At 62.6% G+C, this 25,738-nt stretch carries 22 protein-coding genes and 1 pseudogene; 18 read left to right on the top strand and 5 right to left on the bottom strand.

Annotated elements, in window-relative coordinates; translation table 11 throughout:
• Positions 1-115: 115 nt before the first annotated feature.
• Positions 116-346 carry a hypothetical protein gene (locus LB513_RS21935; RefSeq protein WP_224665623.1) on the bottom strand — a complete coding sequence of 77 codons (231 nt, stop codon included), beginning with the start codon at positions 344-346 and terminating at the stop codon, positions 116-118.
• Between the two features lie 36 nt (positions 347-382).
• Positions 383-682 carry a hypothetical protein gene (locus LB513_RS21930; RefSeq protein ID WP_224665730.1) on the bottom strand — a complete coding sequence of 100 codons (300 nt, stop codon included), beginning with the start codon at positions 680-682 and terminating at the stop codon, positions 383-385.
• A 232-nt stretch (positions 683-914) separates the two neighbouring features.
• Between LB513_RS21930 and LB513_RS21925 the strand changes: the two genes are divergently transcribed.
• From LB513_RS21925 to LB513_RS21915, 3 genes are read left to right on the top strand one after another with little or no spacing between them, the layout of a single operon-like run.
• Positions 915-1,631 (top strand): response regulator, encoded by a 717-nt coding sequence (locus tag LB513_RS21925; RefSeq protein WP_224665622.1) that lies wholly within the window; start codon positions 915-917, stop codon positions 1,629-1,631.
• A complete protein-coding gene (locus LB513_RS21920; protein WP_224665621.1) occupies positions 1,628-3,034 on the top strand; it encodes an ATP-binding protein in 1,407 nt (468 codons plus the stop codon). The genes LB513_RS21925 and LB513_RS21920 overlap by 4 nt, the downstream gene beginning before the upstream one ends.
• Positions 3,035-3,086: 52 nt before the next feature.
• A complete protein-coding gene (locus LB513_RS21915) occupies positions 3,087-3,386 on the top strand; it encodes a hypothetical protein (protein ID WP_224665620.1) in 300 nt (99 codons plus the stop codon).
• Between the two features lie 36 nt (positions 3,387-3,422).
• Here LB513_RS21915 and choV read toward each other — a convergent pair whose 3' ends face one another.
• From choV to choX, 3 genes are all read right to left on the bottom strand, one after another.
• Positions 3,423-4,604, bottom strand: a complete 1,182-nt coding sequence (choV, locus tag LB513_RS21910) for a choline ABC transporter ATP-binding protein (protein WP_224665619.1) — start codon at positions 4,602-4,604, stop codon at positions 3,423-3,425.
• Positions 4,601-5,455 carry a choline ABC transporter permease subunit gene (choW, locus tag LB513_RS21905; protein ID WP_224665618.1) on the bottom strand — a complete coding sequence of 285 codons (855 nt, stop codon included), beginning with the start codon at positions 5,453-5,455 and terminating at the stop codon, positions 4,601-4,603. Before choW ends, choV begins: the two co-directional genes overlap by 4 nt.
• Positions 5,456-5,592: 137 nt before the next feature.
• Entirely contained in the window at positions 5,593-6,528 is a 936-nt protein-coding gene (gene choX / locus LB513_RS21900; protein WP_224665617.1) for a choline ABC transporter substrate-binding protein, read from the bottom strand.
• A gap of 262 nt (positions 6,529-6,790) precedes the next feature.
• Between choX and LB513_RS21895 the strand changes: the two are divergent.
• The 15 genes and pseudogenes from LB513_RS21895 (at position 6,791) to LB513_RS21825 (ending at position 25,569) form a co-directional block, all read left to right on the top strand.
• Positions 6,791-7,401: pseudogene (locus tag LB513_RS21895) on the top strand (thymidine kinase).
• 114 nt (positions 7,402-7,515) lie between these two features.
• Complete coding sequence (locus tag LB513_RS21890) at positions 7,516-7,905, top strand: c-type cytochrome (protein ID WP_224665616.1); 390 nt, start codon at positions 7,516-7,518, stop codon at positions 7,903-7,905.
• A gap of 332 nt (positions 7,906-8,237) precedes the next feature.
• The gene (locus tag LB513_RS21885; RefSeq protein ID WP_224665615.1) at positions 8,238-9,326 is read left to right on the top strand and encodes a hypothetical protein; all 1,089 of its coding nucleotides are present in this window, start codon (positions 8,238-8,240) and stop codon (positions 9,324-9,326) included.
• 32 nt (positions 9,327-9,358) lie between these two features.
• Positions 9,359-10,504 carry a hypothetical protein gene (locus LB513_RS21880; RefSeq protein ID WP_224665614.1) on the top strand — a complete coding sequence of 382 codons (1,146 nt, stop codon included), beginning with the start codon at positions 9,359-9,361 and terminating at the stop codon, positions 10,502-10,504.
• 24 nt (positions 10,505-10,528) lie between these two features.
• On the top strand, positions 10,529-12,439 hold the full coding sequence (locus LB513_RS21875; protein WP_224665613.1) for an AAA family ATPase: 1,911 nt from the start codon (positions 10,529-10,531) through the stop codon (positions 12,437-12,439).
• Positions 12,440-12,571: 132 nt separating this feature from the next.
• Positions 12,572-12,994 carry an endonuclease domain-containing protein gene (locus LB513_RS21870; protein ID WP_224665612.1) on the top strand — a complete coding sequence of 141 codons (423 nt, stop codon included), beginning with the start codon at positions 12,572-12,574 and terminating at the stop codon, positions 12,992-12,994.
• 102 nt (positions 12,995-13,096) lie between these two features.
• Positions 13,097-14,401 carry a DUF6638 family protein gene (locus LB513_RS21865; RefSeq protein ID WP_224665611.1) on the top strand — a complete coding sequence of 435 codons (1,305 nt, stop codon included), beginning with the start codon at positions 13,097-13,099 and terminating at the stop codon, positions 14,399-14,401.
• Positions 14,402-14,435: 34 nt separating this feature from the next.
• Positions 14,436-15,560 carry a DUF2333 family protein gene (locus LB513_RS21860; protein ID WP_224665610.1) on the top strand — a complete coding sequence of 375 codons (1,125 nt, stop codon included), beginning with the start codon at positions 14,436-14,438 and terminating at the stop codon, positions 15,558-15,560.
• 319 nt (positions 15,561-15,879) lie between these two features.
• Positions 15,880-17,559, top strand: a complete 1,680-nt coding sequence (locus LB513_RS21855; protein WP_224665609.1) for a formate--tetrahydrofolate ligase — start codon at positions 15,880-15,882, stop codon at positions 17,557-17,559.
• Positions 17,560-17,915: 356 nt separating this feature from the next.
• On the top strand, positions 17,916-18,377 hold the full coding sequence (locus LB513_RS21850) for a DUF4126 domain-containing protein (protein WP_224665608.1): 462 nt from the start codon (positions 17,916-17,918) through the stop codon (positions 18,375-18,377).
• Positions 18,374-19,750, top strand: a complete 1,377-nt coding sequence (locus LB513_RS21845; RefSeq protein ID WP_224665607.1) for an FAD-containing oxidoreductase — start codon at positions 18,374-18,376, stop codon at positions 19,748-19,750. Before LB513_RS21850 ends, LB513_RS21845 begins: the two co-directional genes overlap by 4 nt.
• Positions 19,751-19,865: 115 nt before the next feature.
• Entirely contained in the window at positions 19,866-21,035 is a 1,170-nt protein-coding gene (locus LB513_RS21840) for an MFS transporter (RefSeq protein ID WP_224665606.1), read from the top strand.
• 91 nt (positions 21,036-21,126) lie between these two features.
• Positions 21,127-22,182, top strand: coding sequence for a succinylglutamate desuccinylase/aspartoacylase family protein (locus LB513_RS21835; protein WP_224665605.1), 1,056 nt, complete (start codon positions 21,127-21,129; stop codon positions 22,180-22,182).
• A gap of 248 nt (positions 22,183-22,430) precedes the next feature.
• On the top strand, positions 22,431-24,620 hold the full coding sequence (locus LB513_RS21830) for an anthranilate synthase (protein ID WP_224665604.1): 2,190 nt from the start codon (positions 22,431-22,433) through the stop codon (positions 24,618-24,620).
• A gap of 4 nt (positions 24,621-24,624) precedes the next feature.
• Positions 24,625-25,569, top strand: a complete 945-nt coding sequence (locus LB513_RS21825) for a cation diffusion facilitator family transporter (RefSeq protein ID WP_224665603.1) — start codon at positions 24,625-24,627, stop codon at positions 25,567-25,569.
• Positions 25,570-25,738 lie beyond the last annotated feature (169 nt).

The raw sequence follows: 25,738 nt of genomic DNA, 5'->3' as shown, positions 1-25,738 counted from the left end.
CCTTGACCCGCCAGCCGGCGCGAGAGAGGTCTGACAGCAAGAAGGCCGCTCCAGCATAAAGCGGCTGGAGCGGCCTTGTCAGGAGATTGGCATGGAGTGCCCATGCCGTCCAGGATCAAGTCTTGGGGGCGTCCTTCTTCATGGCCTTCTGGGCGGCTTTCTTGTGCTTCTTGACCTTCTTCACGACCTTCTTCGGAGCGGTCTTGGCGGGTGCGGCGGTATCTGAAGTGGTGGTCGTGGCAGCGGCCGGAGCAGCGGTCGTCGTAGCGGCTGCGTTGCCGAGAGCTGGCATCGCGAAAGCGAGAGCAACGGCGAGGCCGGTGGCGGAGAGGATGGACTTCTTCATGGCTTCATTTCCTTTTATGCAGGTCGAGTTGCGATGTCACTGAACCGGGTCGTTCGGTGTCACTCCAAGCAGCTTCAAAGCATTTGCGAGCATCCGGATGCCCTGTGCCTGTTTCTTGTTGGCGCAGAACCGGTTTCCCTTTCTTTGAAGTGCCTTTGCCGCGGAGACCTGCGTTGCCGCGGCGTGGGTTTCGAGGGCTTCATCAAATTGGCGACTAAGATTGATGCAACGTTCGCTCCGGGTGAGAGCCGCCTTTGCATCCGATTGTCCAACAGCTGCGGTGAGGAGCGAAACGCCCAGCAGCACACTCAGCAAACTGATAGACAACCTTGGCATCGGTTTATCCGTGAACCCGGAGTTGGTAGTCGCGGTCGATGACCTGACCGCCACGACATCCCTTATGCCCTTGGACTTTTTCGGGAGTTTTTCCCGATTGTAGAATTTTGTTTCCCGATTGTTTCCGCCCGGACCGGGCACGAACAGTGATCCCCACTGGCCAACATCTGGCCTGAATTCTATCGTGTGGCTTACCGACCGAGTGGCTTGCCCACCAAATGACAGGACCGCTGTGAAAGCCGAGACACACATACTGATCGTGGACGACGACAAGGGCATTCGCGACCTGCTGCAGGAGTTCTTCCAGAAGCGGGGCCTGCGCACGTCGGTCGCCGCCGACGGCATCGAGATGGAGGCCATCCTGCGCCGCTCGCAGGTGGATCTCATCGTTCTCGACGTGATGCTGCCCGGCAAGAGCGGGCTTGAACTGTGCCGCGACTTGCGCGCGCAATATTCGACGCCGATCATCATGCTGACCGCCGTCACCGAGACGACCGACCGCGTGGTCGGCCTTGAGATGGGCGCGGACGACTACGTGCCGAAGCCTTTCGACCCGCGCGAGCTTCTCGCTCGCATCCGCGCGGTGTTGCGCCGCAATGGCGCGGCCGAGCCGAGGCGCGCCAGCACCAAGCAGGTCTACCGCTTCGCCGGCTGGACGATGGATTGCGCTCGGCGCCGGCTGACCGCGCCTGACGACGTCCGGGTAGAACTGACCATGGCGGAATTCAATCTGCTGCAGACTTTCGTCAGGAGCGCGCAGCGCGTGCTGACTCGCGACCAGCTCATCGAACTGTCCGGCGGCGACAGCGACTATTCCTTCGACCGCAGCATCGACATCCTGGTCAGCCGGCTGCGGCGAAAGATGGAAGACGATCCGAAAGATCCCAAGCTGATCCTTACGGTGCGCAGCGGCGGCTACCAGTTTCTGCCCGAGACGACGTCCGAATGAAACGATTCCTGCCGCAGACCCTGCCTGTCTGGGTGCTGCTGATCGTCATCGCCGGCCTGCTCATCAGCCAGGTGGCAACGCTCTACATCGTCTCGCGCGACCGCGCCGCCGCCAACGATGTGGTCGACCTCTATCGCCTCAACGACCGCGCCTACTCCCTGGTGCAGCTCATGCATGACACGACACCGGAGGAGCGCAAGGCAACGGCAAGCGGCTTGTTCAACTCCAGCTACGCGCTCACCGTTACAGACACGCCCGCGGTCAGCTCGTCGATCGCAAGCGACGATGAACTGGCCGAACTCGAGGACATTTTGGTGGGCCGGCTGTCGAAATTCGGTGTCACCGACGCGCGCGTCCGGCGCGACCCGGCGACGCGCGAGGCCGACGATTCCAGCGGGTCGGCACCGGGACCCGATATCGGCCAGGTGGAGCGCGACCTTCTGGTGCTCGCCGCCAATTTCGCCCAGAGTGACAAGCTGACGGCATCGCTGCGATTCGCCGACGGCCAATGGCTGAACTTCACCGAGCCGATCACGCCTGTCGGCCCAATCCTCAGCTTCGAAAGCCTGCCGCTCTATTCGCTGATCGCCGGCCTGGTGGTGATCATGTCGATCTGGTCGCTGCGCCGGCTGACGGCGCCCTACCGGATGATGGAAACCGCCGTAGACAGGATCGGCAAGGACCTGAAGAGCCCGCCGATCAGCGAGTCCGGCAGCCGCGAGGTGCGCGCCGCCGCCAGAGCGATCAACGTCATGCAGGCCAGGCTGCGCGAATATGTCGAGGACCGCGAACATCTTGCGGCGGCGCTTGCGCATGATTTGCGCACCCCCATAACGCGGATGCGGCTGCGCCTGGAGCTGCTGCGCAAATCCGCGGTGCGCGAGGCGCTGGCGCACGATCTCGCCGACGTCGAAAGCATCGCCAGCTCGGTCATCGACTTCGCCACCTTCGAGGTGACGGAGGAGAAGAGCGAACGGATCGACTTCTGGTCGCTGGTAGAATCGATCGCCGACGCCTACCCTCACGTCTCATTCGACGAAGACACGCGCTCGCGCGGCCTGATCTGCATGGCGCGGCCGGTAGCGCTGAAACGCTGCGTCACCAATCTGGTGCAGAACGCGGTCACATACGGCAAGAAGGCGCATCTGAGCGTCACCCGGTCGGACAGGACGATCACGCTCGCCATCCGCGATGAAGGACCGGGAATACCGCAGGCCCAGATCGACGCCGTGTTTGGCTCCTTCGTACGCCTCGAACAGTCCCGCAACCGCCAGACCGGCGGTCTGGGGCTAGGCCTGACAATCGCGCGCAACATCGCGCGTGCCGCCGGCGGCGATATCCGCCTGTCCAACAATCCGGGCGGCGGCTTGCTCACCGAATTGCACCTGCCGCTTGCGGCTTGAAGCGTTCGTAGCCTATCGGTAAAAAGTGCCAATCAATGTGAGCAGGGCCAAAATGAACCTCAATCACTTCATCCAGGCGAATTCTGTGGCTTTGGCGTTTAGCATCGTATTGATGCTGTCACCTGACGCTCATGCAGGCTCGAAGGCTTTCGACATGGGGTACGAGATGGGCGCCTATTTTGAATGCCCTTATGTCTACAAGTATTCGACCATGCCTGATTTCTTCAAGTACCAGACAACCCGCGATTATATTCGCGGCTACAATGCTTTGAAAGCAGCCCTCAAGGGCAGCCACCCCAGTAAGGTCTGCTTCGATGCCGCCCGCGCCAGCGGCTGGTTTACCGTACGCTGAGCCGCTCTACGTCTGCTTGCAACAACACTGCCTCAGCTACCGCCGCAGCACCGCGCTCAGCACGTCTCGGATGCCGATGGCCCCGACGAAGCGGGACTGGTCGTCGAACAGCGCCACGGGTGCGGTCTGCGAACGGTGCATGGCCAGCATCACGGTTTTCAGCGACGTGCCCGGATTGGCCCAGAACACCTGCGCTGCTTCTTCCGGCTGGCTTTCGACATCGGCGCATGACATCCATACGGCAGGCTTGCCGTCGCGTTCGGCGGCTGCGACCAGCCCGTGATCGTCGATCTTGAAGCGCGTCGTCCTGCGCCGGTCGAGCCACACCCAGCCGTCCGTCCCCTGTTCGAGGTCGCGCCGGTCGCGCATCACGTTCCAGGCGGTCAGCACCGACAGCGGATTTACATTGGCGATGAAGTCGCGGACATAGTCATTGGCTGGGCGCAGCACGATGTCTTCCGGCGCGCCGGTCTGCACGATGCGTCCGCCCTCCATGATGGTGATGTGGCTGCCGATCTTCAGGGCTTCTTCCAGATCGTGACTGACGAAGATGATGGTCTTCTTCAGTTCCGCCTGCAGCTGCAGCAATTCGTCCTGCAGCTTGGTGCGGATCAACGGGTCGAGCGCCGAGAAGGGCTCGTCCATCAGCAGGATCGGCGCCTCGGTGGCGAAGGCGCGGGCAAGGCCGACGCGCTGCTGCATGCCGCCCGACAGCTCATGCGCGTATTTCTTCGACCACTGATCGAGATGGACAAGCTTGAGCTGCTTTTGCACGCGCTCCTTGCGTTCCGCTTCGGGCACGCCGGCGAGTTCGAGGCCGAGGCCGACATTCTCCTCAACCGTGCGCCAGGGCAGCAGGCCGAACTGCTGGAACACCATCGCCACCTGCTTCTGGCGCAGCCGCCGCAGCGTGGCCTGATCGCAGGTGACGACATCGACGATCCTGTCGCCATCCTTGACCAGCACCTGGCCGCGCGACACGACATTCAGCCGGTTCACCGCCCGCAGCAGCGTCGACTTGCCCGAGCCGGACAGGCCCATCAGCACGGAGATCTCGCCCTCGTTCACCGTCAGGCTGGCGCCGGCGCAGCCCAGCACATTGCCGGTCTTCTCAAGGATTTCGGCGCGCGTCGCGCCGGCGTCGATCATCGCCAGCGAGCCGGCCTGGTCGGCGCCGAAGACGATATCGACGTTCCTGAAATCGACGGCGACGGTCATTTCTTGCCTCCAACGGCGATGCGGGTCATCCGGTCGAGCACGATGGCGAGCACGACGATGGCAAGACCCGCCTCGATGCCGAGGTCGATGCGGCGCGAACCGAGCGCCCGGTTGATCTCGGTGCCGAGACCGCCGGCGCCGATCAGCGCGGCAAACACCACCATCGACAGCGACAGCATGATCGACTGCGTCAGCCCCGCCATGATGGTCGGCAGCGCCGAAGGCAGCTCCACCTTCCAGAGCAGCTGGCTCTTGGTGGCGCCGAAGGCCTCGCCGGCCTCGACGATCGACTTCGGCACGGAAACGACGCCGAGATGGGTGAGCCGCACCGCGGTCGGGATGACGAAGATGATGGTGACGATGAGGCCCGGCGCATTGCCGAGGCCGAACAGGGTCAGCACAGGGATCAGGTAGACGAAGGTCGGCAGCGTCTGCATGAGGTCGAGGACCGGCAGCATGACGCGGTAGACCTTCGGCTTGTGCGCCGCCCAGATGCCGAGCGGCACGCCGATGGCCATCGCCATGGCGGCGGCGGCAACGACCAGCACCAGCGTCTGCACGGTCTGCTTCCAGAGGTTCTGGTTGATGATGAAGATCAGGCCGAGGAAGACGCCGAGCGCAAGCGGGCGCGAGCGCTGCAGCAGCCAGGCGACGAAGGCGATGACCAGCGCCAGCAGGACCGGCGGCACCATCAGCAGCATGCCGACCAACCCGTCGAGCAGGAAATTGAGACCGTTCGAGAAGGCTCTGAACACGGTATCGAAATTATCGGTGAGGAAACCGAAGAATGCCTTTCCCCAGGCGCCGATCGGAATCTTGTGATCGACCATGAATTTCGAAATCGGATCCATATCGCCCCTCTCATCCGGAGACCGCCCTGCCCTCGGCCCCTGCTGTCGTCACGTCATCTTGTCACAGCATATGGAAAAGGGCAGCCCTTTCTGAGTTGGCTGCCCTTCCCGTTCGGTCAAACCGACAGCACGCCGGCTCAGCTTCCGAGCGCGGTCTTGATCGCGGCGGCGGCGTCGCCGCCGTCGAACGCGGTAACGCCGGCGATCCACGGGGTGATCGCATCGGGATTCTTTTTCAGCCAGTCGGTCGCCACCGTGTTGGGGTCGCCGCCCTTCAGGATCGCGTCCATCATCGTGTTTTCCATGCTGAGATTGAATTTCAGATTGGCGATGAACTTGCCGACATTAGGGCATTCTGTCGTGTACCCCTTGCGCACATTCGTCGACACGGTCGCGGGCCCGAAGCCGCTGTCGCCCATGCCTTCGAGATAGGTGATCTTCATGTCCCCCATCACCGGATGCGGCGTCCAGCCGAGGAAGGCGATCCACTCATTGTTCTTCATCGACTGCTCGGCCTGCGTCAGCATGCCGGCTTCCGACGACTCGACCAATTCGAAGCCCTCGAGATTGTCCTTCGGGTTCTTGATCATGTCGAGGATGATGCGGTTGCCGTCATTGCCGGCCTCGATGCCGTAGATCTTGCCGTTGAACTTGTCCTTGAACTTGCCGAGGTCGGTCAACGTTTTGACACCCGCGTCCGCCACATAGGTCGGCACCACTATGCCATACATCGGCCCGGTCAAGTTCACACTTAATGTTTGAACCGACCCGTCGGCGGTGTAGTCCTTGATGTCGCTGGCCATCGACGGCATCCAGTTGCCAAGGAACACGTCGATGTCCTTGTTCTTAAGTGATGCGAACGTCACCGGTACCGACAACTGGATCACCTGCGGCTCGTAGCCCAGCGCCGTGAGCAGAACCGAAGCGACGCCGGTCGTGGCCTGAATGTCGGTCCAACCGACATCGGAGAGGCGCACCGCCTTGCAGCTTGCCGGATCGCCGGCGTAGGCAACGGTCGTGGACAACAGGGCCGCCAGGCCGAGGCCGGCGACGAAAGAATTCATACGCGACATAGACAGTCTCCCATTTTCGATTCTTTGGCGAAGCGACGTCACGGTTTCTCTGCCCGCCTTGCAATGTCAGCCAAACACCATTCTGGTGCGGTTTCAAGCTGCAAGACAATCACGATCAACGGCGCGGACTGGCCAAAGCGCGACACTGGAGACGCTTATCAGGCCGTCGCCTGCCCTCCCGCGATCGGTGCAGACGGCTTTTCTGGGGGAATGCGATACCGCCCTCTCCCCGCATCGCGGCAAGTCGGCTTAAAAGAACGGCATGGCCAAGCTCTATTTTCACTACGCGACAATGAATGCCGGCAAGACCACGATGCTCTTGCAGGCATCCTACAATTATCGCGAGCGCGGCATGGCGACGATGCTGTTCGTAGCAGGGCACTACGCCAAAGGTGACGGCGGCCTGATCTCGTCACGCATTGGCTGGAGTCGGAAGCCGAAATGTTCCGCGATGGCGATGACCTGTTCGCGCGCGTCGCCGAGCACCACAACCATGCGGCCGTCCACTGCGTTTTCGTCGACGAGGCACAGTTTCTCGAGGAGGAGCAGGTCTGGCAACTGGCCCGCATCGCCGACCGGCTGAACATCCCGGTCATGTGCTACGGCCTGCGCACCGATTTCCAGGGCAAGCTGTTTTCCGGCTCGCGAGCCTTGCTGGCGATCGCCGACGATCTGCGCGAAGTGCGTACGATCTGCAGTTGCGGCCGCAAGGCGACGATGGTGGTGCGCCTCCGGCCGGACGGCAAGGTGGCGCGACAGGGCGCGCAGGTGGAGATCGGCAAGGACGTCTATGTCTCGCTGTGTCGCCGTCACTGGGAAGAGGAGATGGGCCGCGCCGAGCCCGATGATTTCATCGGCTTCGCCAGGACCTGATCGGCTGCGGCTCTGCCTCGCGCGGACCATCTCCTTGCAAGGCCCGCCAAGATGCAGCGTTTGTTAAGGGCTCGGCGCTATAAGGCCGCCAGCCAGAGCTCTTTGGGGTCAGCCATGCTTCGAGCCATTTCATCCGCCAGCGTCCTTCTCCTTGCCACTTCGATTGCCGCACATGCCGGAGGTGACCGAGCCCTCGGCAAAAAGGTCTTCAACCGGTGCATTGCCTGCCACGAAGCGGCCACCGACCGCGACAAGATAGGCCCGCATCTGCTTGGCGTCGTCGGTCGCACCGCCGGCACCGCCGAGAGTTTCCTTGGGCATTATTCCGAAGCGATGAAAAGCGCCGGCGCAGCCGGCCTTGTCTGGGACGAGGCCAACCTCGCGGAATATCTCAAGGCGCCCAAGCTGAAAGTGCCCGGCAACAAGATGGCGTTTGCCGGCCTGACCAAGGACGACGACATCGCCAACGTCATCGCCTATCTCAAGGCCGATCCCAAGCCCTGAGCAGCGGCACGCGGCCGGCCGCGGCGGACTGGTTTCACAAACGCACCGTTGAGACCTCCGACAAATCATCCTTTGTCGAGTTTCGGGCCGCCCGCTCCGGCGATTGAATGCCTCGGCGTCACCTTGCCAGTCACGAAGTTCAACAACAGTTGAACTACGCCAGGCCCGCCGGCTAGTCACGCCATGCACATGCTTCCATTGGCTTTCAAGCCCATACCGAATTCTTTTGTTTTCGCGGCGGAGCTTGTCTTGCGTCTTTCAATCCCCTGATACCCCACATATATTCACCGCTGTTCGCGACCAGCGACCTGATGCCGAAGCGGGAGGGCCCTATGGCGACATTGCAGAATTTCGATGCCGAGATAGCCAAGACCAAGCAGGTCGTGCAGGACATGCGCTCTAAGATCGAGCAATCCGGCAGCCTGCTCGACACGTTCGCCGACGTCGACAAGAAGATCGGCGACGCCAATTTCGACATCGAGAACGCCCGCATCGAGGACGTGCTGAAGCAGCAGAAGGTGATGGAAGGCAACATCGCCGACCTGATCATCGGGCTCGAGGACGCCACCAACGTGTTCGGCGCCGAATTCGAAAGCATGAAGAACTATTCCGGCTGGGAAAACTTCGTCGGCATCTTCTCAAGCCAGAGCAAGCAGCGCATGCGCACCGACCGCGTGCGCAACATGTCGCTTGCCGGCAATCTCCAGGAGCTGCTGGCGAAATCAGACACCATCGTCGGCATATTGAAGGCCCAGAAAGAGGTTCTCGACAAGCGCTACAAGACCTCCGAGGCCAGCCTCTCGCAGGTTATCGAGCGCCGCAAGAGCACCATGGCCAATCTTGAGACGGTGCAAAAGCGTATCGAGGAGCTCAATCCGATGCTGCTCGACATCGAAAACAAGATCGCGGCTTCCACCAGCCAGAAGGACCGCACGCAGCTTGAGGGAGAACGTTCCGTTCTCGCCACCGAATACAATGAGAGACAGGCCAAGGAGCAGGAACTGCTGGCCGAGAGCCAGACGCTGGAACGCTACACCTCGATGTTCCAGACTTTCGTGGACTCGCTCAACAACCAGATCGCCGCGCAAGCGACGCTGATCAACAAGCTCACCATCGACACCGAGCAGCGCATCGTACTCTACAAGGCGCTGGAAGACTCGTTGAAGACGGCCGCACAGCAGGACGTCGCCCACAAGATCAACACTTTGGGTAGCCAGGTCGACAACACGGCCGAGGAAACCATGGCCGGCATCGGCGCCGCTTCGCAGAAGCATATTGGCGACCTGCTCGAGATGCACGAGAAGAACATGGTTGCCAGCGCCGACATACAGCGCCGCAAGAAGCTTGCGGACGATGCCTTCGCCCGCCGCTTTGACGATGTGATGAAGAAGCACAATTCGGCAAACTACGTGCAATCGTAAGGGGTGACAGGGACCGCCGGCGAGCGCATAGCATGACCCCCGAAAACGAAGCGGCGGCACGGTATTTCTCCTCCATCACCGCAGCCCTCAGCGGCCTTGAAATATTCATGCGCGACGATCGCTCGCCGCTCTACCGGCATGGCATCGTCGCCAAGATTGTCGCCGAATACATCGCCAGGCTGGAAAGGTCGTTTTCCTGCTGGCGCAACCGGCTGGGCTTCATGGACACGTTCCGCATCTCGCGGGCGGAAAGTGGCTTCCCCGTCTTCCAAAACCTGCTCGAACTGGAGAACGACCGGCGCCAGGCCGACAGCCGGCTCGCCAACATCCCGCTCGCCGGCGAATTGCGCGAGGAGATGGCCGACTTCATCCTGCGCCACAAGGAATTCCCCGAGCCCCTGCGAAAGTCCATGGCCGAGCGGCTCTACCTGGAAGACGTCAAGAGCGAGCAGACATTCGGGCCTTTCACATTGGCGCAGACCGTCAAGGTTTCGGTCAATCCGAAGACGGAGCGCCCCTATTATCTGGTCCACTGGGCGACCTTCGACGGCAGCGCCAACCTGCCGCTGGTCTACATGGTGACGGTGGAGGATTCCTCCGAGAACATGATCCGCCAGCTGGTCGGCCGCGACGGCAAGCTGAACGACAAGATCGATATTCCTTTGCCTGTCGACGGTCTGCTCAATCCTGAGCTTGCCCACCGTTTCGATGATTTCACCGAGAAGAACTCGGCCTATACGCTCTCGCCGGCGACGATCGCCGTCAATCTCGACAAGGATTTCGAACCGCTGCATCCCAAGCAGCTGCGCCGGGTCGTGCTCGGCCCGTTCTATTCGGCTGGCATCACCGACAACAATTCGACGGTGACCGAGGTGCTGGCCAAGGTGCGCAAGCCTGAAAACGCCTGGCTGCTGACCTGGACCATCCAGGAGGTCTATTCCAAGGGCGAGAAGCCCGGCCGCAAGGGGCTGTTTTCGAGCGAGAAGACGACGCAGGAATTCTTCATCAACACCGACGATCTGGAAGCCGCGCGCCAGGGCGTGTCGAGCTACGAGAACCATGCGCTGATCCCGCACGAAGCCTACCAGGCGCTCTATGCCGCCGGCGAAGCCCAAAAGATCTTTGGCGGCTACAAGGTTCACATCCTGTCCAAGGGACAGGTGATCTCGGACGTCTGACCGTAACACCACGGAGCACACTTCATGGACACCGGCCTGACTACCATCCCGGAAGCGGCGATCGAGAAGCACCGCGCCACCGCGCAGAGCTTCATCACCCGCATCGTCGTGCTGGAGGATCCGTCACGCGAGTCCGGCACGGCCCTGGCCGGCACCAACCGCCGCTTTGTCTCCACTGTCTCGGCCGGCTCGGTGCGCCGCACGCGTGAGGTGGAACTGGCCAAGACCGTCGCCGCCATCCGTCCCGATGACCAGCTGATGAGCATCCCGCAGCACACGCTGCTTTATCGCGCCCGCCGTGGCATCGCGATCGCGCTCGCCATCTCCGACGTCTTCGCCGAGGGCTCCGACCTCGAAAGCCTGCAGGCCAAGAATGCCCGGGCGCCACTGGAAGGCGATGAAGCCGCAACCTTCAAGAAACTTCTGTCGGCCTCCGCTTACATCTCGGCTTTCAGCCTGGCGTCCTATCTGTTCCAGCTCATTGCCAGCGACGGCGAAGCGCCCAATGACATGCCCGAGCCCGACTTCCTGTTCGACACGCCGCAGGACGCGGTGAAGTCGATCATTGCCGGCCTCGACAAGGCGGTAACGGGCACGAAGGACGATGCCGACCTGATGACCAGGGCGCGCGCCTTTGCCCGCGTCGCCATCGATGGGCTGCTGGCCCGCAAGGGACGCTTCGACGGCATTGGCCCGTTCGAGAACGCCCATATCCGGATCGACGCCGACGATTTCACCCTCGATGGCTTCGACGTCGCCCCCGGCAAGCGCTCCAAGCCGCTGGTGATGACCTTCAAGAAGCCGGAAGAGGTCGTTGGCAACCACATCGCCAAATATCAATCGGTCAAGCTCGCCAAGATGCTGATGGCCTATGATTTCGAGCGTGAGCTGAACCCGTTCGTCGAGCTCGGCGGCTTCCTGTTCACCTTCATCGGCGACGGTGCGCCCGGCACCGGCAAAACGACGCTGATCCAGATGATCGCCGGCCTCGTCAACGACTACTGCCAGGTCGCCGGCTATCCCTTCGCCTACGAGAATTTCGGCGTCGACCAGATCTCGTCCTACCAGGGCAAGTCGGGACAGAATTGCCGGCAGTTCATCAACAACGTCCTGAACCCGCGCGTCATCGGCTTCGGCACCATCGACGACATCGACCAGGTGGCGGCGCGCCGCTCCGACGACCGCGCTTCCGCCGGCCAGCAGGAGATCACAGGCGTCCTGATGGACGCGTTCGCGGGGGCGGGCACGGTGGTGCGCGGCAACTGCTCGTTCGGCATGTTCTCCAACTATCCCGAAAATGTCGACGATGCGCTGCGCCAGCGCGCCGGCGCGCGCTGGCTGGTCGACGGCCCGCAGACCCGTGACGACTACATCGACATCTTCGTTCTGCTGGCCGGCAAGAATCACAAAATACCGCTCGGCGACCACGAACTCTACGCCGCGCAGGAGATCCAGCGTGCCGTGACCGAGGCCTATGAGGAGCATGAGAAGCCGCAGGAGGATGGGCTGATGCGGGTCTATGAGCGCTACATGAAGGAGAACGACTCGCCGAAAACCATGGCCGACATCGGCACCTACCTGCACCTGATCAAGGACGCCGAGCCGCGCTTCACCGGCCGCGCCATCAAGAACGTCACCGACGCCATCAAGATGCGCGCCATGGATATCGAGCTCCCCGACGACTGGTTCGAGAAGCCGGAAGCCTTCATGCACAAGGGCTACGACGAGAAGAAATCGATGATCGAGGAATTGCGCGGGCCGTTCTCGATGGACATGGTCATGCAGGAGATCAATCGCTACGCCGACAGCGAATTCCGCTATTCCGATAAGTCCGATGACGCCGCGGTGGAGAAGCTGCTGCGCGACGCCAGGCTGCGCGAACGCGCCGCCCGCGAGATGGAGGAGATGAAGAAGAAGGGGGTTTGGGATGCGTAACATTCCACTTCAGCTAAACGCCTGGTGGCAAGGCGGGGGCGGCTTTCAAAGCGGGGAAGGACAAAGCGTCAACGCCGACGCCCCCCTCTCCCCGTCCTTCACGGGGAGAGGGTAAGGGTGAGGGGCAGCGCCATGCGTGGACCGGAAATCGCGACGACGACTCGCGCAAGACGCTTGCGGCAGTCGGACAACGATGCTGAAGGCGCACTTTGGCAAGAGTTGCGCGATCGCAGACTGAATGGCCACAAATTCGTGCGGCAATTATCGATCGGCAACTACTTTGCGGATTTCGCGTGCAGGGAATGCCACCTAATTGTCGAGATCGATGGCAGCCAGCATGCTGGTAACACGTATGACCAAGTTAGAGATCGGTTTATGGTTTCGAATGGTTGGTCGGTCCTCCGGTTTTGGAATGCCGATGTCTTGAACGACCGCCAAGCAGTCCTCGACACGATCCTTGCTGCGATTGAAGGACGACTTGATCGCAATATCGACACGCATGAGCTTCGGTTTGTAGCGGCTGACGGCTATGGGGAGACATTCCTTGATCGTTAGCGCAGCCCCTCACCCTTACCCTCTCCCCGTGAAGAACGGGGAGAGGGGGAAATCAGCGTTGGCGCCTCACCGTTCGACGCAAGACTCCTCGGAGCTCTGCGCATGACCCCCGCCGGGAAACCCGACCTTCTTCGCGACAATGAGCTGATCTACGGGCGCTTGCTCGTGATCGACGAGCCGCATCTTATCCAGCGCTACAACAAGGCGCTGGCGGCGTTCGGCCTTGAGCCAACCAAGCTGGAGAGTTTCCAGATCGACCGGACCGGCTTCTCGCCCGAAGTGGCCGAGGAATGCGGCGATTATAATTATCTCGATCCCGACGAGGTCAATCGGCGCTTCATCATCCTGACGCCATCGCAGATCGACCTGCCGGTGGTGCACACCGCTTTCTCCAACACCTCGCAGTTGATGTTCGAGTTCATGTCCAGAAACCAGCGCGCCATCGACGCGCTGACGATCAAGGACGTCATCTACGGCGAGATCGAGGATTCGGTTTCGAAGGTCAACGATATCGAGGACCTGCTCTCGATCAGCCAGGTCGAGTTCAAAGTGCTGTCGGCCGAGGACGTGCTGGGCAAGGCCGCGGAGCTTGGCAAGCTCGTCGACCGGTTGCGCCAGGAGCCCGACGCGTGGCGCGACAGCGCCATGCTGACCCGCATGGTCGAACTCGCAAAGGTGTGCGGCGACATCCGCGAGAACGCGCTGGTGCCGGACCAGGTGATTTTCCGGCACAACGCCTATTGGACCAGCCATTTCGGCGGTCTGTACGTCTTCGTCGACACCGACATGACGACGGTGATCAGCGATCCGGCGGCACCCGGCTTCCGCCGCTCGCGGCCCTGGCAGGTGAGCTACATCTCGATCCGCGATGCCGACAGGGTGTTCAAGTTCCTGGCCTCCACCGGCCGCGTTGAACTTCCGCGCGCGTCCTGGGTTGAAACGTCAGGCTATCTCGAGCACCGGGCCGAGATGGTGGTGCGCGCGCTGATCCGCGATGCCGAGCCCGACCGCAACCTGACCGATGTCGACAAGGTATGGCTGCAGACCTGGATCCAGAGCCATGCCGAGCTGATCACCAGGGACGGCAACTTTCCCTTCCTCAATGCCGCCAAGCGCGAGATCGCCCAGCTTGGCCGCCTCAAGATCGAGGACGTAGCCCCGTCGCAGCGTTTTCTGGTGATCCGCGCCAAGCCCGATCATCCCGATGCCTGGCTGACCAACCAGTTGATCTCGGATTTTGTGCCCTCCGACTTCGTGTCGCGCTACATCTTCAACAAGCAGGGCTTCTACAAGGACTATGACGGCTTCAGCGAGGCCTGGCGATCTCATGTTGTCGACGTTCTGAAAAGCACATATTTGAAGGACAAGGTGGCGTTCCGCACACGCCTCTATGGCCTGACCGACTGAAGGCCCGGCTTAGCGACTGAGGGGTGACATTGCCATGCTCGATCCGATCGTGAATTTTTTCGTCGGCATCTTCCAGTGGATAGGCCGCGGCATCGGCCTGATCATCGGCGTCATCCTGTGGCCGTTCATGTGGGCCGGCAGTTGGTACACCCAGCGCGGCTGGATCCTCAAGGCGGCCGTCGGCGTGGCTTTGCTGGTCCTTGTCGGCCTCTATGCCAACTTCTTCTACGCCACCCAGTGGTGGAACAATTTCAACCCGAACTATCCCGAAACCTACAGCTTCGACAATCGCAACATTTCCGCCGGCGAGCAGGTCGCGGCGGGTGCCGGAACCGACACCGCCAAGACCTGCGGAAATTCCGGCATCGCCCAGGTGGCGGCCGACCTTACCGATCTGAACGTCAACCAAAATTCCTGGATCTCGTCGATGATCCTTTACAAGCTGGGCCTGTTCGGCATCGACTGGGACCACACGCCCTGGATGGACAACAAGGCTTCCTTCCAGCGCGGCATCAACCAGGCGGTACGGCGCACGGCGACCGAGCTTGCCGACAATCTCGGCCGCGTGCGCACCACCTCGCAGATCGACAGCGACCTGCAGAACGCCCGTGGCAATCTGCAGTTCGACGAGGAGACCTGGTATTTCGGCCTGAACCCCTTCGGCCCCAAGACGCCGACGCCGAGCTACTATCGCGACGCGGTGCGCATGCTCCGCTCCTTCAACGCGCGGCTTGCGACCTGCCAGGCCACCTTCGATGCCCGCGCCGACAACCTGAAGCAATATATTGATCGCATCTCGTCGGACATCGGTTCGACATCGGCGATCCTCAAGGAGCGCGCCGAGAACCATAATAATGGCTGGTTCGATTTTCGCGCCGATGACCGCTACTGGTTCGCCTATGGCCAGCTCTATGCCTATTACGGCCTGATGAAGGGCGCCCAGGCCGATTTCGAGGACGTCATCAAGGAAAAGCACCTGAAGAGTTTGTGGGAGACGATGGACGCGCAATTCGTCTCGGCACTGCGCATCCAGCCCTTCATCATCGCCAACGGCCGCGAGGATGGCTGGCTGCTGCCGACCCACCTGACGACAATGGGCTTTTACGTGCTCAGGGTGCGATCAAACATGGTCGAAATCAGCAACGTGCTGACCCAATAAGCCTGTACATGGCCCGCAACGACAATGGCGGATTTGCGCCGTCGCCTCTGTCGCATTCCGTGCATTGTGCGGCTGTTTTGAGACGGCGGAGCGACGCGTCCTCTGGCTCTTATACGGCGCGTCAACCGGGCCAGGAAGACCGCCGGCAGGTCGGTCGGTCCCCCGGAGAGTTTTCTTCATAGGAACAATACCGCATGCAGGTTGAAGCCGTGGCCGCGACAGGGTTGGAACATGCCCGCGCGTTCGCGCCTGGGCCCACCCGGCGTTCGAGCGAGATCAATCCAGTCCCCTCCATCGTTCAATCCAGAGGAAAGCCGTCATGGCCGAAGTGAAGTCCGACATCGAGATCGCGCGCGCCGCCAAGAAAAAGCAGATCCAGGAGATCGGCGCCAAGATCGGCATCCCGACCGAACATCTTTTGCCCTATGGCCACGACAAGGCGAAAATATCCGCCGATTTCATCAAGTCGGTGAAGGGCAACAAGGATGGCAAGCTGATCCTCGTCACCGCGATCAACCCGACGCCAGCCGGCGAAGGCAAGACGACAACCACGGTCGGGCTCGGCGATGGCCTGAACCGTATCGGCAAAAAGGCGATCGTCTGCATCCGCGAGGCTTCGCTCGGGCCGAATTTCGGCGTCAAGGGCGGGGCTGCCGGCGGCGGCTACGCGCAGGTCGTGCCGATGGAGGACATGAACCTCCACTTCACCGGCGATTTCCACGCCATCACCACGGCGCACAATCTCCTGTCCGCGCTGATCGACAACCACATCTACTGGGGCAATGACCTCGGCATCGACACACGCCGCGTCGTCTGGCGCCGCGTCATGGACATGAACGACCGCGCGCTCCGCGAGATCATCTGCTCGCTCGGCGGCGTCGCCAACGGCTTCCCGCGCGAAGGCGGCTTCGACATCACGGTCGCCTCCGAAGTCATGGCAATCCTCTGCCTCGCCACCGACCTCAAGGACCTCGAAAAGCGCCTCGGCGACATCATCGTCGCCTACCGCCGCGACAAGTCGCCGGTCTACGCCCGCGATCTCAAGGCCGACGGCGCCATGGCCGTTCTGCTCAAGGACGCCATGCAGCCCAACCTCGTGCAGACGCTGGAGAACAACCCGGCCTTCGTGCATGGCGGCCCCTTCGCCAACATCGCTCATGGCTGCAACTCAGTGGTCGCCACCACGACCGCGCTGAAGCTCGCCGACTATGTCGTCACCGAGGCCGGATTCGGCGCCGACCTCGGCGCTGAGAAGTTCTTCGACATCAAGTGCCGCAAGGCAGGCCTCAAGCCGGCGGCGGCCGTTATCGTCGCCACCGTGCGCGCGATGAAGATGAATGGCGGCGTCAAGAAGGAAGACCTCGGCAAGGAAAACGTCGAGGCGGTGAAGAAGGGCTGCGCCAACCTTGGCCGCCACATCGAGAATATCAGGCAGTTCGGCGTGCCGGCAGTGGTCGCCATCAACCACTTCTATTCCGACACAGACGCCGAGATCCAGGCGATGAAGGACTATGTCGCCTCGATGGGCGAGGAAGCAATCCTGTGCAAGCACTGGGCCCACGGCTCGGCCGGCATCGAGGACCTCGCCAACAAGGTGGTGGCCCTTGCCGAATCGGGCGCCTCGCAATTCGCGCCGCTCTATCCCGACGCCATGCCGCTGTTCGAGAAGATCAACACCATTGTCCAGCGCATCTATCGCGGCTCCGAAGCGATCGCCGACAAGTCGGTGCGCGACCAGCTCAAGGCCTGGGAAGACGCCGGCTACGGCAATCTGCCGGTCTGCATGGCCAAGACGCAGTACTCCTTCTCGACCGATCCGAACCTGCGCGGGGCGCCGACTGGCCATACCGTGCCTGTGCGCGAGGTCAGGCTTTCGGCGGGCGCTGGCTTCGTCGTCATCATCTGCGGCGAGGTCATGACCATGCCCGGCCTGCCCAAGGCGCCGTCCTCGGAAAAGATCTTCCTCAACGAGGCCGGCCAGATCGAAGGGTTGTTCTAGACCTTTCAGGACCGCACGGCGCTCTCCATCTGGGAATTGCGTCCTGCGAGGAGTTGAATCCTGCAATCAAGACCGAAAAGGGCGCCGCTCGCTGCGGCGCCCTTTGTGTTTCCAGCGTCGGACGTCTGCGGACGCTCTACCGGGCTTGCGCGCATTTGCGGTCGACGCCTAGACGCGAACCAAATTCTGCCCGTGGCTAACGCTGGCCGGCAGCACACCTCCACCATGAAGCCCGATCAGCGCCGGGATGCCGTTACCGAGGATTTCGTGTCGGACGCGCTTTCCAAATGCAATGCCTATGCTAGCCTGTTTTCTCCGGACTGTTCTGGCCCGGTGATCGAGGGGATCAATCAACCATGCTGTATGTTCTAGCACTTCTGATCGGTGTGATTGCCGGTCTGCGCGCCATGACCGCACCGGCCGCCATAGCCTGGGGCGCCTATCTCGGTTGGCTGCCGGTCGCAGACACTTGGGCCAGTTTCATGGGCCATTGGATCGCTGTCGGCATCTTCTCCATACTGGCCATCGTCGAACTGGTGACCGACCAGTTGCCATCGACGCCTAGCCGCAAGGTCCCGCCGCAGTTCGGCGCCCGCATCCTGCTCGGCGCCTTTACCGGCGCGGTCATCGGCGCCATCGCCGGCTCAACCATTGGCGGCCTGATCGCCGGCGCCATCGGCGCGGTGATCGGCACGCTGGGCGGGGCGGAAGCGCGCAGCCGGCTGGCAGCCGCCTTCGGCAAGGATCCGCCCGCCGCTCTCATCGAAGACGCGGTGGCCATCATCGGCGGCCTGCTGATCGTGGCCGCGGTTGCATGACGGCCAAAACTTTCGACGCCATCATCATCGGCGCCGGACAGGCGGGGCCACCCCTGGCGGGCCGCCTCTCGGCCGCCGGCATGAGCGTGGCGCTGATCGAGCGCAAGCTGGTCGGCGGAACCTGCGTCAACACCGGCTGCATGCCAACAAAGACCATGGTGGCCAGCGCCTATGCCGCGCATCTGGCGCGACGCGCCGCCGACTATGGCGTGACGCTCGGCGGCCCCGTTGGGGTCGACTATGCCAGGATCAAGGCGCGCAAGGACAAGGTGACGATCGACGCACGAACCGGGCTGGAAGACTGGATCGCGGGCATGGACAAATGCACGCTCTATCGCGGCCACGCGCGTTTCGAATCCGCCGACACGGTGCGCGTCGGAGAAGAGCTTCTGACCGCCGGCAAGATTTTCATCAACACGGGCGGCCGCGCGTCGGTGCCGGACCTGCCCGGCATCCACGACATCGACTACATGACCAATTCCTCGATGATGGATCTCGAGGTCCTGCCGCGCCATCTTGTCGTCGTCGGAGGCAGCTATATCTCGCTTGAATTCGCGCAGATGTTCCGCCGCTTCGGCTCGGACGTGACCGTCATAGAAAAGAGCCCGCGCCTGACCGGGCGCGAGGACGAGGACGTCTCGGCCGCTATCCTGTCGATCCTCGAGAACGAAGGTATCGCCGTCCATGTCGGGGCCGAAGACATCGCCTTCGCCAGGCAGGGCGACGACATCGTCGTAACCTTCGCGGCTGGCCAGCCGCCGTCGGTCGGCTCGCATGTGCTGTTGGCGCTTGGCCGGGTGCCCAACACCGACGACCTCGGTCTCGACAAGGCTGGCATCGCGACCGACAGGCGCGGCTTCATCACCGTCGACGACCAGTTGCGCACCAGCGTACCCGGCATCTGGGCGATGGGCGACTGCAACGGCAAGGGCGCCTTCACCCACACCTCCTACAACGACTATGAGATCGTCGCCGCCAATCTGCTCGACAATGATCCACGCAAGGTCAGCGACCGCATAGAGGCCTACGCGCTCTACATCGACCCTCCCCTCGGCCGCTGCGGCATGACCGAGGCGGCGGTGAAGAAATCAGGCCGCCGCGCTCTGGTCGGCCAACGACCGATGTCCCGGGTCGGCCGGGCCGTCGAAAAAGGCGAGACGCAGGGCTTCATGAAGATCCTCGTAGACGCCGACAGCAGGGAAATCCTCGGCTGCTCGGTGCTCGGCCCCGGCGGCGACGAGGCGGTGCATTGCGTGCTGGACCTGATGTACGCCAAGGCGCCCGTCGACACGCTCGCGCGGGCCGTGCACATCCACCCCAATGTCTCGGAACTCCTGCCCACCATCGCCCAGGAACTGAAACCGCTGGTCTGACGCACCCGCACACCGGCTCCCGGCTTTCTGCATCCCTCCATTGCAGCATTGTGTGTTGCGCAGAGAGAGACGAGTCGCGCAGGTTGCGATTGAACCGATTCAGTCTGGAAGCCCCATGCCTTTGCCGATCCTCGCGCTTGCCATTGCGTCCTTCTGCATCGGCACCACCGAATTCGTGATCATGGGCCTGCTGCCCGAAGTGGCCGCCGACCTCGGCGTGTCGATCCCTTCGGCGGGCCTACTGGTCACCGGCTATGCGCTGGGTGTCGTCTTCGGTGCGCCGATCGTCGCCATGGCCACCGCGCATCTGCCGCGCAAGCCCGTTCTGGTCGGTCTCGCCGCTCTGTTCGTCGTCGGCAATCTGTTCTGCGCCATCGCGCCGAACTACTGGACCCTGATGGCCGCGCGCGTCGTCACCGCCTTCGGCCACGGCGCCTTCTTCGGCATCGGCTCGGTCGTTGCCGCCAGCCTGGTGCCGCGCAACAAGCGAGCCAGTGCCATCGCCCTGATGTTCGCTGGCCTGACCCTGGCCAATATTCTCGGCGTGCCTGCCGGCACCGCGCTTGGCGAGGCCTTCGGCTGGCGCGCCACGTTCCTGGCCGTGGTCGGCATCGGGCTGATTTCGGTGGCCGCCATCGCCTGGCTGGTGCCGTCGGATGTCGCACAGCCCAGCGGCGGTGGACTGCGCGGCGAACTGCGCGTTCTGGGCAAGCTGCAGGTCTGGCTGGCGATGCTGATCGCCGCGCTGACCTCCGCCAGCCTGTTCACCGTCTTCACCTATATCAAACCCTATCTGACCGACGTATCCGGCCTGTCGACCTCGGCCGTCACCTGGGTGCTGCTCCTGTTCGGCGCCGGCATGACGATCGGCAACATCATCGGCGGCCGCCTGGCCGATTGGAAGCTGATGCCGACGGTGATCGGCACGCTGCTGGCAATGGCGCTGCTGCTGGTCGGCTTCACGCAGTTCGGCTCCATCGCCAATGTTGCCGTCGGCATCGTGTTCCTGTGGGGCCTGCTCATCTTCGTCGTCGTCCCCCCATTGCAGATCCGCGTCGTCGAGGCGGCCTCCGAGGGGCCGAACCTCGCCGCGACTTTGAACCAGGGCGCCTTCAATGTCGGCAATGCCAGCGGCGCCTGGATCGGCGGCCTTTCGCTTTCCGCCGGCGTGTCCTACGCCAGCCTGCCGCTGGTCGGCGCCATCATCGCCTTGCTGGCGGTCGGCGTCGCGGTATTGTCGCAGGCGCTGGAACGGCGAGTGCCGGTGGCGCAACCGGCCGAATAGCCGCGTCCTGGACAGGTTTGCACCGAAGTCTGGCCACTCGACAGCGCCTTGCCGACAGTGCATGTCTTGAGCCTCTTACTTGGAGGCACCCATGCGCGAATCGATCGAACGCATCGCCGGCGATAGCGAAGGCGCGTTCTACGAATTTCCGCTGTTTCGTTTCGCAGGTTCGGACAAGGCCGCCCCCTCGGCCTATCTCCAGGCCGCGCTCCATGCGGGTGAACTGCCGGGGGTCGTCGCCATCGACGCGCTGATGCCGATGCTCACCAAGGCCGAAGCCGAAGATCGCGTGAAGGGCGACATCACCATCGTACCATGGGCCAACCCGATCGGCCGCGCGCAATATCATTTCGGCGAACATCAAGGCCGCTTCCATCTCGGCAGCCGCGCCAATTTCAATCGCGGCTTTCCGCTGCTCGCCTCGCCCGACCCGGCGCTTCTGCCGAACGCGACCCTTGGCGGCGCCGACCAGCGTCTGAAGACACGCCTGCTGCAATTGTCGCTCGGCCATGACATCGTTCTCGACCTGCACTGCGACGACGAAGGGCTCGCCTATCTCTACGTCCACACCAGCCTGTGGCCGGCTATGACCGATTGCGCTGCCGCCCTGGGCGTCGGCGCCGTCGTCTTGTGGAGCGAGGACACCGACGGCACGTTCGAGGGGGCTTCGATCATGCCATACCAGAACGCTCCCGCCGATGTCGCGAAGCTCGACCGCCGCGTAGTCACCACGGTGGAATATCGCGGCATGCTCGACGTCGACGCCACCCTGGCAAGAGCCGACGCCGACGGTCTTTACCGGCTGCTCGTGGCGCGCGGCACGGTTGTCGATCCCGATCTCCCGGGCCCCGGCCCCTTCACCGGGGTCGTGGCGCCGTTGGAAAATATCGACATGATGCCGGCGCCACGGGCTGGTGCCGTGCTCTACAACGTCAAGCCGGGCGACCGTGTCGCCCGCGGCGATCGCCTCGCCACCATTGTCCACGCCCCGGGCGAAGCAGAGGGCCACATCGAAGTGTTCGCACCGCAGGACGGCATCATCCTCACCCGGCGCTCGCGCCGCATCATCCGCGCCGGCGAGGACCTGCTGAAACTGGTAGGCGAAAGCAAAAGCGCCGACTCGAGGTCGGGCACGCTGGAAGACTGACGGGCTTGCGCCTTCGCATTGAATCCGGTTGCGTGACCGTTCAATCGCCGCTATGGATTTCGCCATGAACATGCGTTCGACCAAGACCATTTGGTGGTGGGCCTGCTGACAGCGGCCTGTTCGAACGCGCGTGCGTGAAAATAGAAGGTGGCCGCAACGGAAAGTCCGGGCGGCCATTTGTTTTTCAAGCCATTCCCGGGTCCGTTGCCCCAAGAAGCTGACACCACAAGACGCTGATGGAGACGGCAATGACGATGAAGGTTCTGGAAAACGGCGCGGAAAGTTTCGTGACGGCGGGTGGCATAACCATCAATCGGGTGCGCCATGACCGGCCCTATGCTGGCGCTATCGACACTTACATCGATGGCCTGAATTCGCGCCGCGGCGCGGTGTTTTCCTCGAACTATGAGTACCCCGGCCGTTACACGCGCTGGGACACCGCCATCATCGACCCCCCGCTGGTGATTTCGGCGCGTGGCCGCGCCATGCGCATCGAGGCGTTGAACCGCCGTGGCGAGGTCCTGTTGCCGGTCATCGGCAAGGCGCTGGACAGTCTGGCCGATGTCACCATCGCGGAGACGTCGAAGGCACTGATCCGCCTCGATGTCGCCAAGCCCGGTCGGGTCTTTACCGAGGAGGAGCGCAGTCGTGTGCCTTCCGTCTTCACCGTGCTGCGCGCCATCACCGCCCTGTTCAAGACCGGGGAAGACGCTAATCTCGGCCTCTACGGCGCCTTCGGCTATGACCTCGCCTTCCAGTTCGACCCGGTCGACTACAAGCTCGAGCGCAAGGAGAGCCAGCGCGACCTGGTGCTGTTCCTGCCCGACGAGATCCTCGTCGTCGACCACTATTCCGCCAAGGCCTGGACCGACCGTTACGACTATTCCGGCGATGGTTTTTCGACCGAAGGCTTGGCGCGCGACGAAATCGCCGAGCCGTTCAAGACCGCCGACCGCATCCCGCCGCGCGGCGATCATGAGCCGGGCGAATACGCCGACCTCGTGCGCAAGGCGATGGACAGCTTCAAGCGCGGCGACCTGTTCGAGGTCGTGCCGGGCCAGATGTTCTACGAGCGCTGCGAGACCCAGCCGTCGGAGATTTCGCGCAAGCTGAAATCCATCAACCCCTCGCCCTATTCCTTCTTCATCAATTTGGGCGAAGGCGAATATCTGATCGGCGCCTCGCCGGAAATGTTCGTGCGCGTCAATGGCCGCCGCGTCGAGACCTGCCCGATCTCCGGCACGATCAAGCGCGGCGACGATGCCATTTCGGACAGCGAGCAGATCCTGAAACTGCTCAATTCCAAGAAAGACGAATCCGAGCTCACCATGTGTTCGGACGTAGACCGCAACGACAAGTCGCGCGTCTGCGAACCGGGCTCGGTACGCGTCATCGGCCGCCGGCAGATCGAGATGTATTCGCGCCTGATCCACACGGTCGACCACATCGAGGGCCGGCTCCGCGAAGGCATGGACGCCTTCGACGCGTTTCTCTCGCATGCCTGGGCGGTGACCGTCACCGGCGCCCCGAAACTCTGGGCCATGCGCTTCATCGAGCAAAACGAGAAAAGCCCGCGCGCCTGGTATGGCGGCGCCATCGGCATGGTCAATTTCAACGGCGATATGAACACCGGCCTCACATTGCGCACCATCCGCATCAAGGACGGCATCGCCGAAGTGCGCGCCGGAGCCACCTTGCTCTTCGACAGCATTCCCGAGGAAGAAGAAGCCGAAACCGAACTGAAGGCATCCGCCATGCTCTCCGCCATCCGCGACGCCAAGACAGGCAACTCCGCCAGCACCGAGCGCGCCACCGCGCGCGTCGGCGATGGGGTCAACATCCTGCTCGTCGATCACGAGGACAGTTTCGTCCACACGCTCGCCAATTATTTCCGCCAGACCGGCGCCAATGTCTCGACCGTGCGCACGCCGGTCGCCGACGAGGTGTTCGACCGGCTGAAGCCCGACCTTGTCGTGCTCTCGCCCGGGCCGGGCACGCCCAAGGATTTCGACTGCGCCGCGACCATAAGGCGAGCCCGTGCCCGCGATCTGCCGATCTTCGGCGTCTGCCTTGGCCTGCAGGCGCTGGCCGAGGCCTATGGCGGCGAACTCAGGCAGTTGCATGTGCCGATGCACGGCAAACCGTCGCGCATCCGTATCTCGAAGCCGGGCATCATCTTCTCCGGCCTGCCGAAGGAAGTCACCGTCGGACGCTATCATTCGATCTTCGCCGATCCGGTGCGCCTGCCCGATGATTTCCTGGTCACGGCCGAAACCGAGGACGGTATCATCATGGCTTTCGAGCACCGCAAGGAGCCCATCGCCGCGGTGCAGTTCCATCCGGAATCGATCATGACGCTCGGCCATAATGCCGGCATGCGCATCATAGAGAACATCGTCGCCCATCTGCCGCGCAAGGCCAGGGAAAAGGCTGCCTGACACCATGGCCGAAGCCGGGAACATGGCGGTCGACGCGAAGGCCCTGGCGAAGCGCAAGGTGGCCAACCTTGCCTTGTGGTCGATCGTCATCGCCTTTGCCGTGCTCGCGCTCAAGCTTGCGGCCTGGTACATCACCGGCTCCGTCGCGCTCTATTCGGACGCGCTGGAATCCATCGTCAATGTCATCGCGTCCGTCGCCGCCTTCTGGGCGATCCAGGTCAGCTACAAGCCGGCCGATCAGGATCACCCGTTCGGCCACCACAAGGCCGAATATTTCTCGGCCGTGCTCGAAGGCGTGCTGATCGTATTGGCCTCTCTCTTGATCCTCAACGAGGTCTGGCGCTCCTGGCAAACGCCGAAGCCGATCGAACAACCCTGGAACGGCCTTGCCGTCAATGGCGTCGCCACCATCATCAACGCCTTCTGGGCCTGGACGCTGATCCGGGTCGGAAGGGCGGAGAAGTCGCCGGCGCTGGTCGCCGACGGCAACCACATCATGACCGACGTGGTCACCTCGATCGGCGTCTTCGGCGGCCTGGTCGGGGCGATCATGACCGGCTGGCAGATCCTCGACCCGGCCCTCGCCGTCATCGTGGCGCTGAACATTCTGTGGCAGGGCTGGCATGTCATCGGTTCGTCGATGAACGGTCTCATGGACCGCGCCGTTGACACTGCTGAGCACATACGGATCCGCGATATCATCTCGGCCAATTGCAAGGGTGCGATGGAGGTTCATGACCTCAAGACGCGCATCGCCGGCCGCGCAACCTTCATCGAGTTCCATCTGGTCGTCGACGCCGACATGACGGTCGGCGCCAGCCACGTCATCTGCGACCGCATCGAGGACGCGCTGAAGGCCGACATACCCTCCGTGCGCGTCACCATCCACGTCGAACCGGACGACGAGGCCAAGCTGCCCAAGGGCACGACGGCCGTGCCGTTTGCGTGAGCCCTTGCGACTCGTCATTCACGGGCGCAGTAGCAACGAAGCTTGGTCGCGGAAGCCGCGGAGTTGCTCAGCGACGCCTCTTCTTGCTGTACCCTAGAGCGTTTCACGTTTTGACGGAAGCGTATCCTGCGTTTTCAAAGTAGTTCCTGCATTCGGTTGCCTCGATGGT

Source organism: Mesorhizobium sp. ES1-1 (genome assembly GCF_020164785.1).
Taxonomy (GTDB): domain Bacteria; phylum Pseudomonadota; class Alphaproteobacteria; order Rhizobiales; family Rhizobiaceae; genus Mesorhizobium.
Note: the sequence above shows the minus strand (reverse complement) of the source record. Positions and strands in the feature narration are given on the sequence as shown.

Coding starts and splice junctions, on each gene's coding strand:
- LB513_RS21830 (WP_224665604.1), top strand. CDS start 22,431: ATGACGATGAAGGTTCTGGAAAACGGCGCGGAAAGTTTCGTGACGGCG.
- LB513_RS21890 (WP_224665616.1), top strand. CDS start 7,516: ATGCTTCGAGCCATTTCATCCGCCAGCGTCCTTCTCCTTGCCACTTCG.
- LB513_RS21915 (WP_224665620.1), top strand. CDS start 3,087: ATGAACCTCAATCACTTCATCCAGGCGAATTCTGTGGCTTTGGCGTTT.
- LB513_RS21920 (WP_224665621.1), top strand. CDS start 1,628: ATGAAACGATTCCTGCCGCAGACCCTGCCTGTCTGGGTGCTGCTGATC.
- LB513_RS21825 (WP_224665603.1), top strand. CDS start 24,625: ATGGCCGAAGCCGGGAACATGGCGGTCGACGCGAAGGCCCTGGCGAAG.
- LB513_RS21875 (WP_224665613.1), top strand. CDS start 10,529: ATGGACACCGGCCTGACTACCATCCCGGAAGCGGCGATCGAGAAGCAC.
- LB513_RS21935 (WP_224665623.1), bottom strand. CDS start 346: ATGAAGAAGTCCATCCTCTCCGCCACCGGCCTCGCCGTTGCTCTCGCT.
- LB513_RS21860 (WP_224665610.1), top strand. CDS start 14,436: ATGCTCGATCCGATCGTGAATTTTTTCGTCGGCATCTTCCAGTGGATA.
- LB513_RS21865 (WP_224665611.1), top strand. CDS start 13,097: ATGACCCCCGCCGGGAAACCCGACCTTCTTCGCGACAATGAGCTGATC.
- LB513_RS21930 (WP_224665730.1), bottom strand. CDS start 682: ATGCCAAGGTTGTCTATCAGTTTGCTGAGTGTGCTGCTGGGCGTTTCG.
- LB513_RS21835 (WP_224665605.1), top strand. CDS start 21,127: ATGCGCGAATCGATCGAACGCATCGCCGGCGATAGCGAAGGCGCGTTC.
- LB513_RS21845 (WP_224665607.1), top strand. CDS start 18,374: ATGACGGCCAAAACTTTCGACGCCATCATCATCGGCGCCGGACAGGCG.
- LB513_RS21850 (WP_224665608.1), top strand. CDS start 17,916: ATGCTGTATGTTCTAGCACTTCTGATCGGTGTGATTGCCGGTCTGCGC.
- choV (WP_224665619.1), bottom strand. CDS start 4,604: ATGACCGTCGCCGTCGATTTCAGGAACGTCGATATCGTCTTCGGCGCC.
- choW (WP_224665618.1), bottom strand. CDS start 5,455: ATGGATCCGATTTCGAAATTCATGGTCGATCACAAGATTCCGATCGGC.
- LB513_RS21880 (WP_224665614.1), top strand. CDS start 9,359: ATGACCCCCGAAAACGAAGCGGCGGCACGGTATTTCTCCTCCATCACC.
- choX (WP_224665617.1), bottom strand. CDS start 6,528: ATGTCGCGTATGAATTCTTTCGTCGCCGGCCTCGGCCTGGCGGCCCTG.
- LB513_RS21870 (WP_224665612.1), top strand. CDS start 12,572: ATGCGTGGACCGGAAATCGCGACGACGACTCGCGCAAGACGCTTGCGG.
- LB513_RS21855 (WP_224665609.1), top strand. CDS start 15,880: ATGGCCGAAGTGAAGTCCGACATCGAGATCGCGCGCGCCGCCAAGAAA.
- LB513_RS21840 (WP_224665606.1), top strand. CDS start 19,866: ATGCCTTTGCCGATCCTCGCGCTTGCCATTGCGTCCTTCTGCATCGGC.
- LB513_RS21885 (WP_224665615.1), top strand. CDS start 8,238: ATGGCGACATTGCAGAATTTCGATGCCGAGATAGCCAAGACCAAGCAG.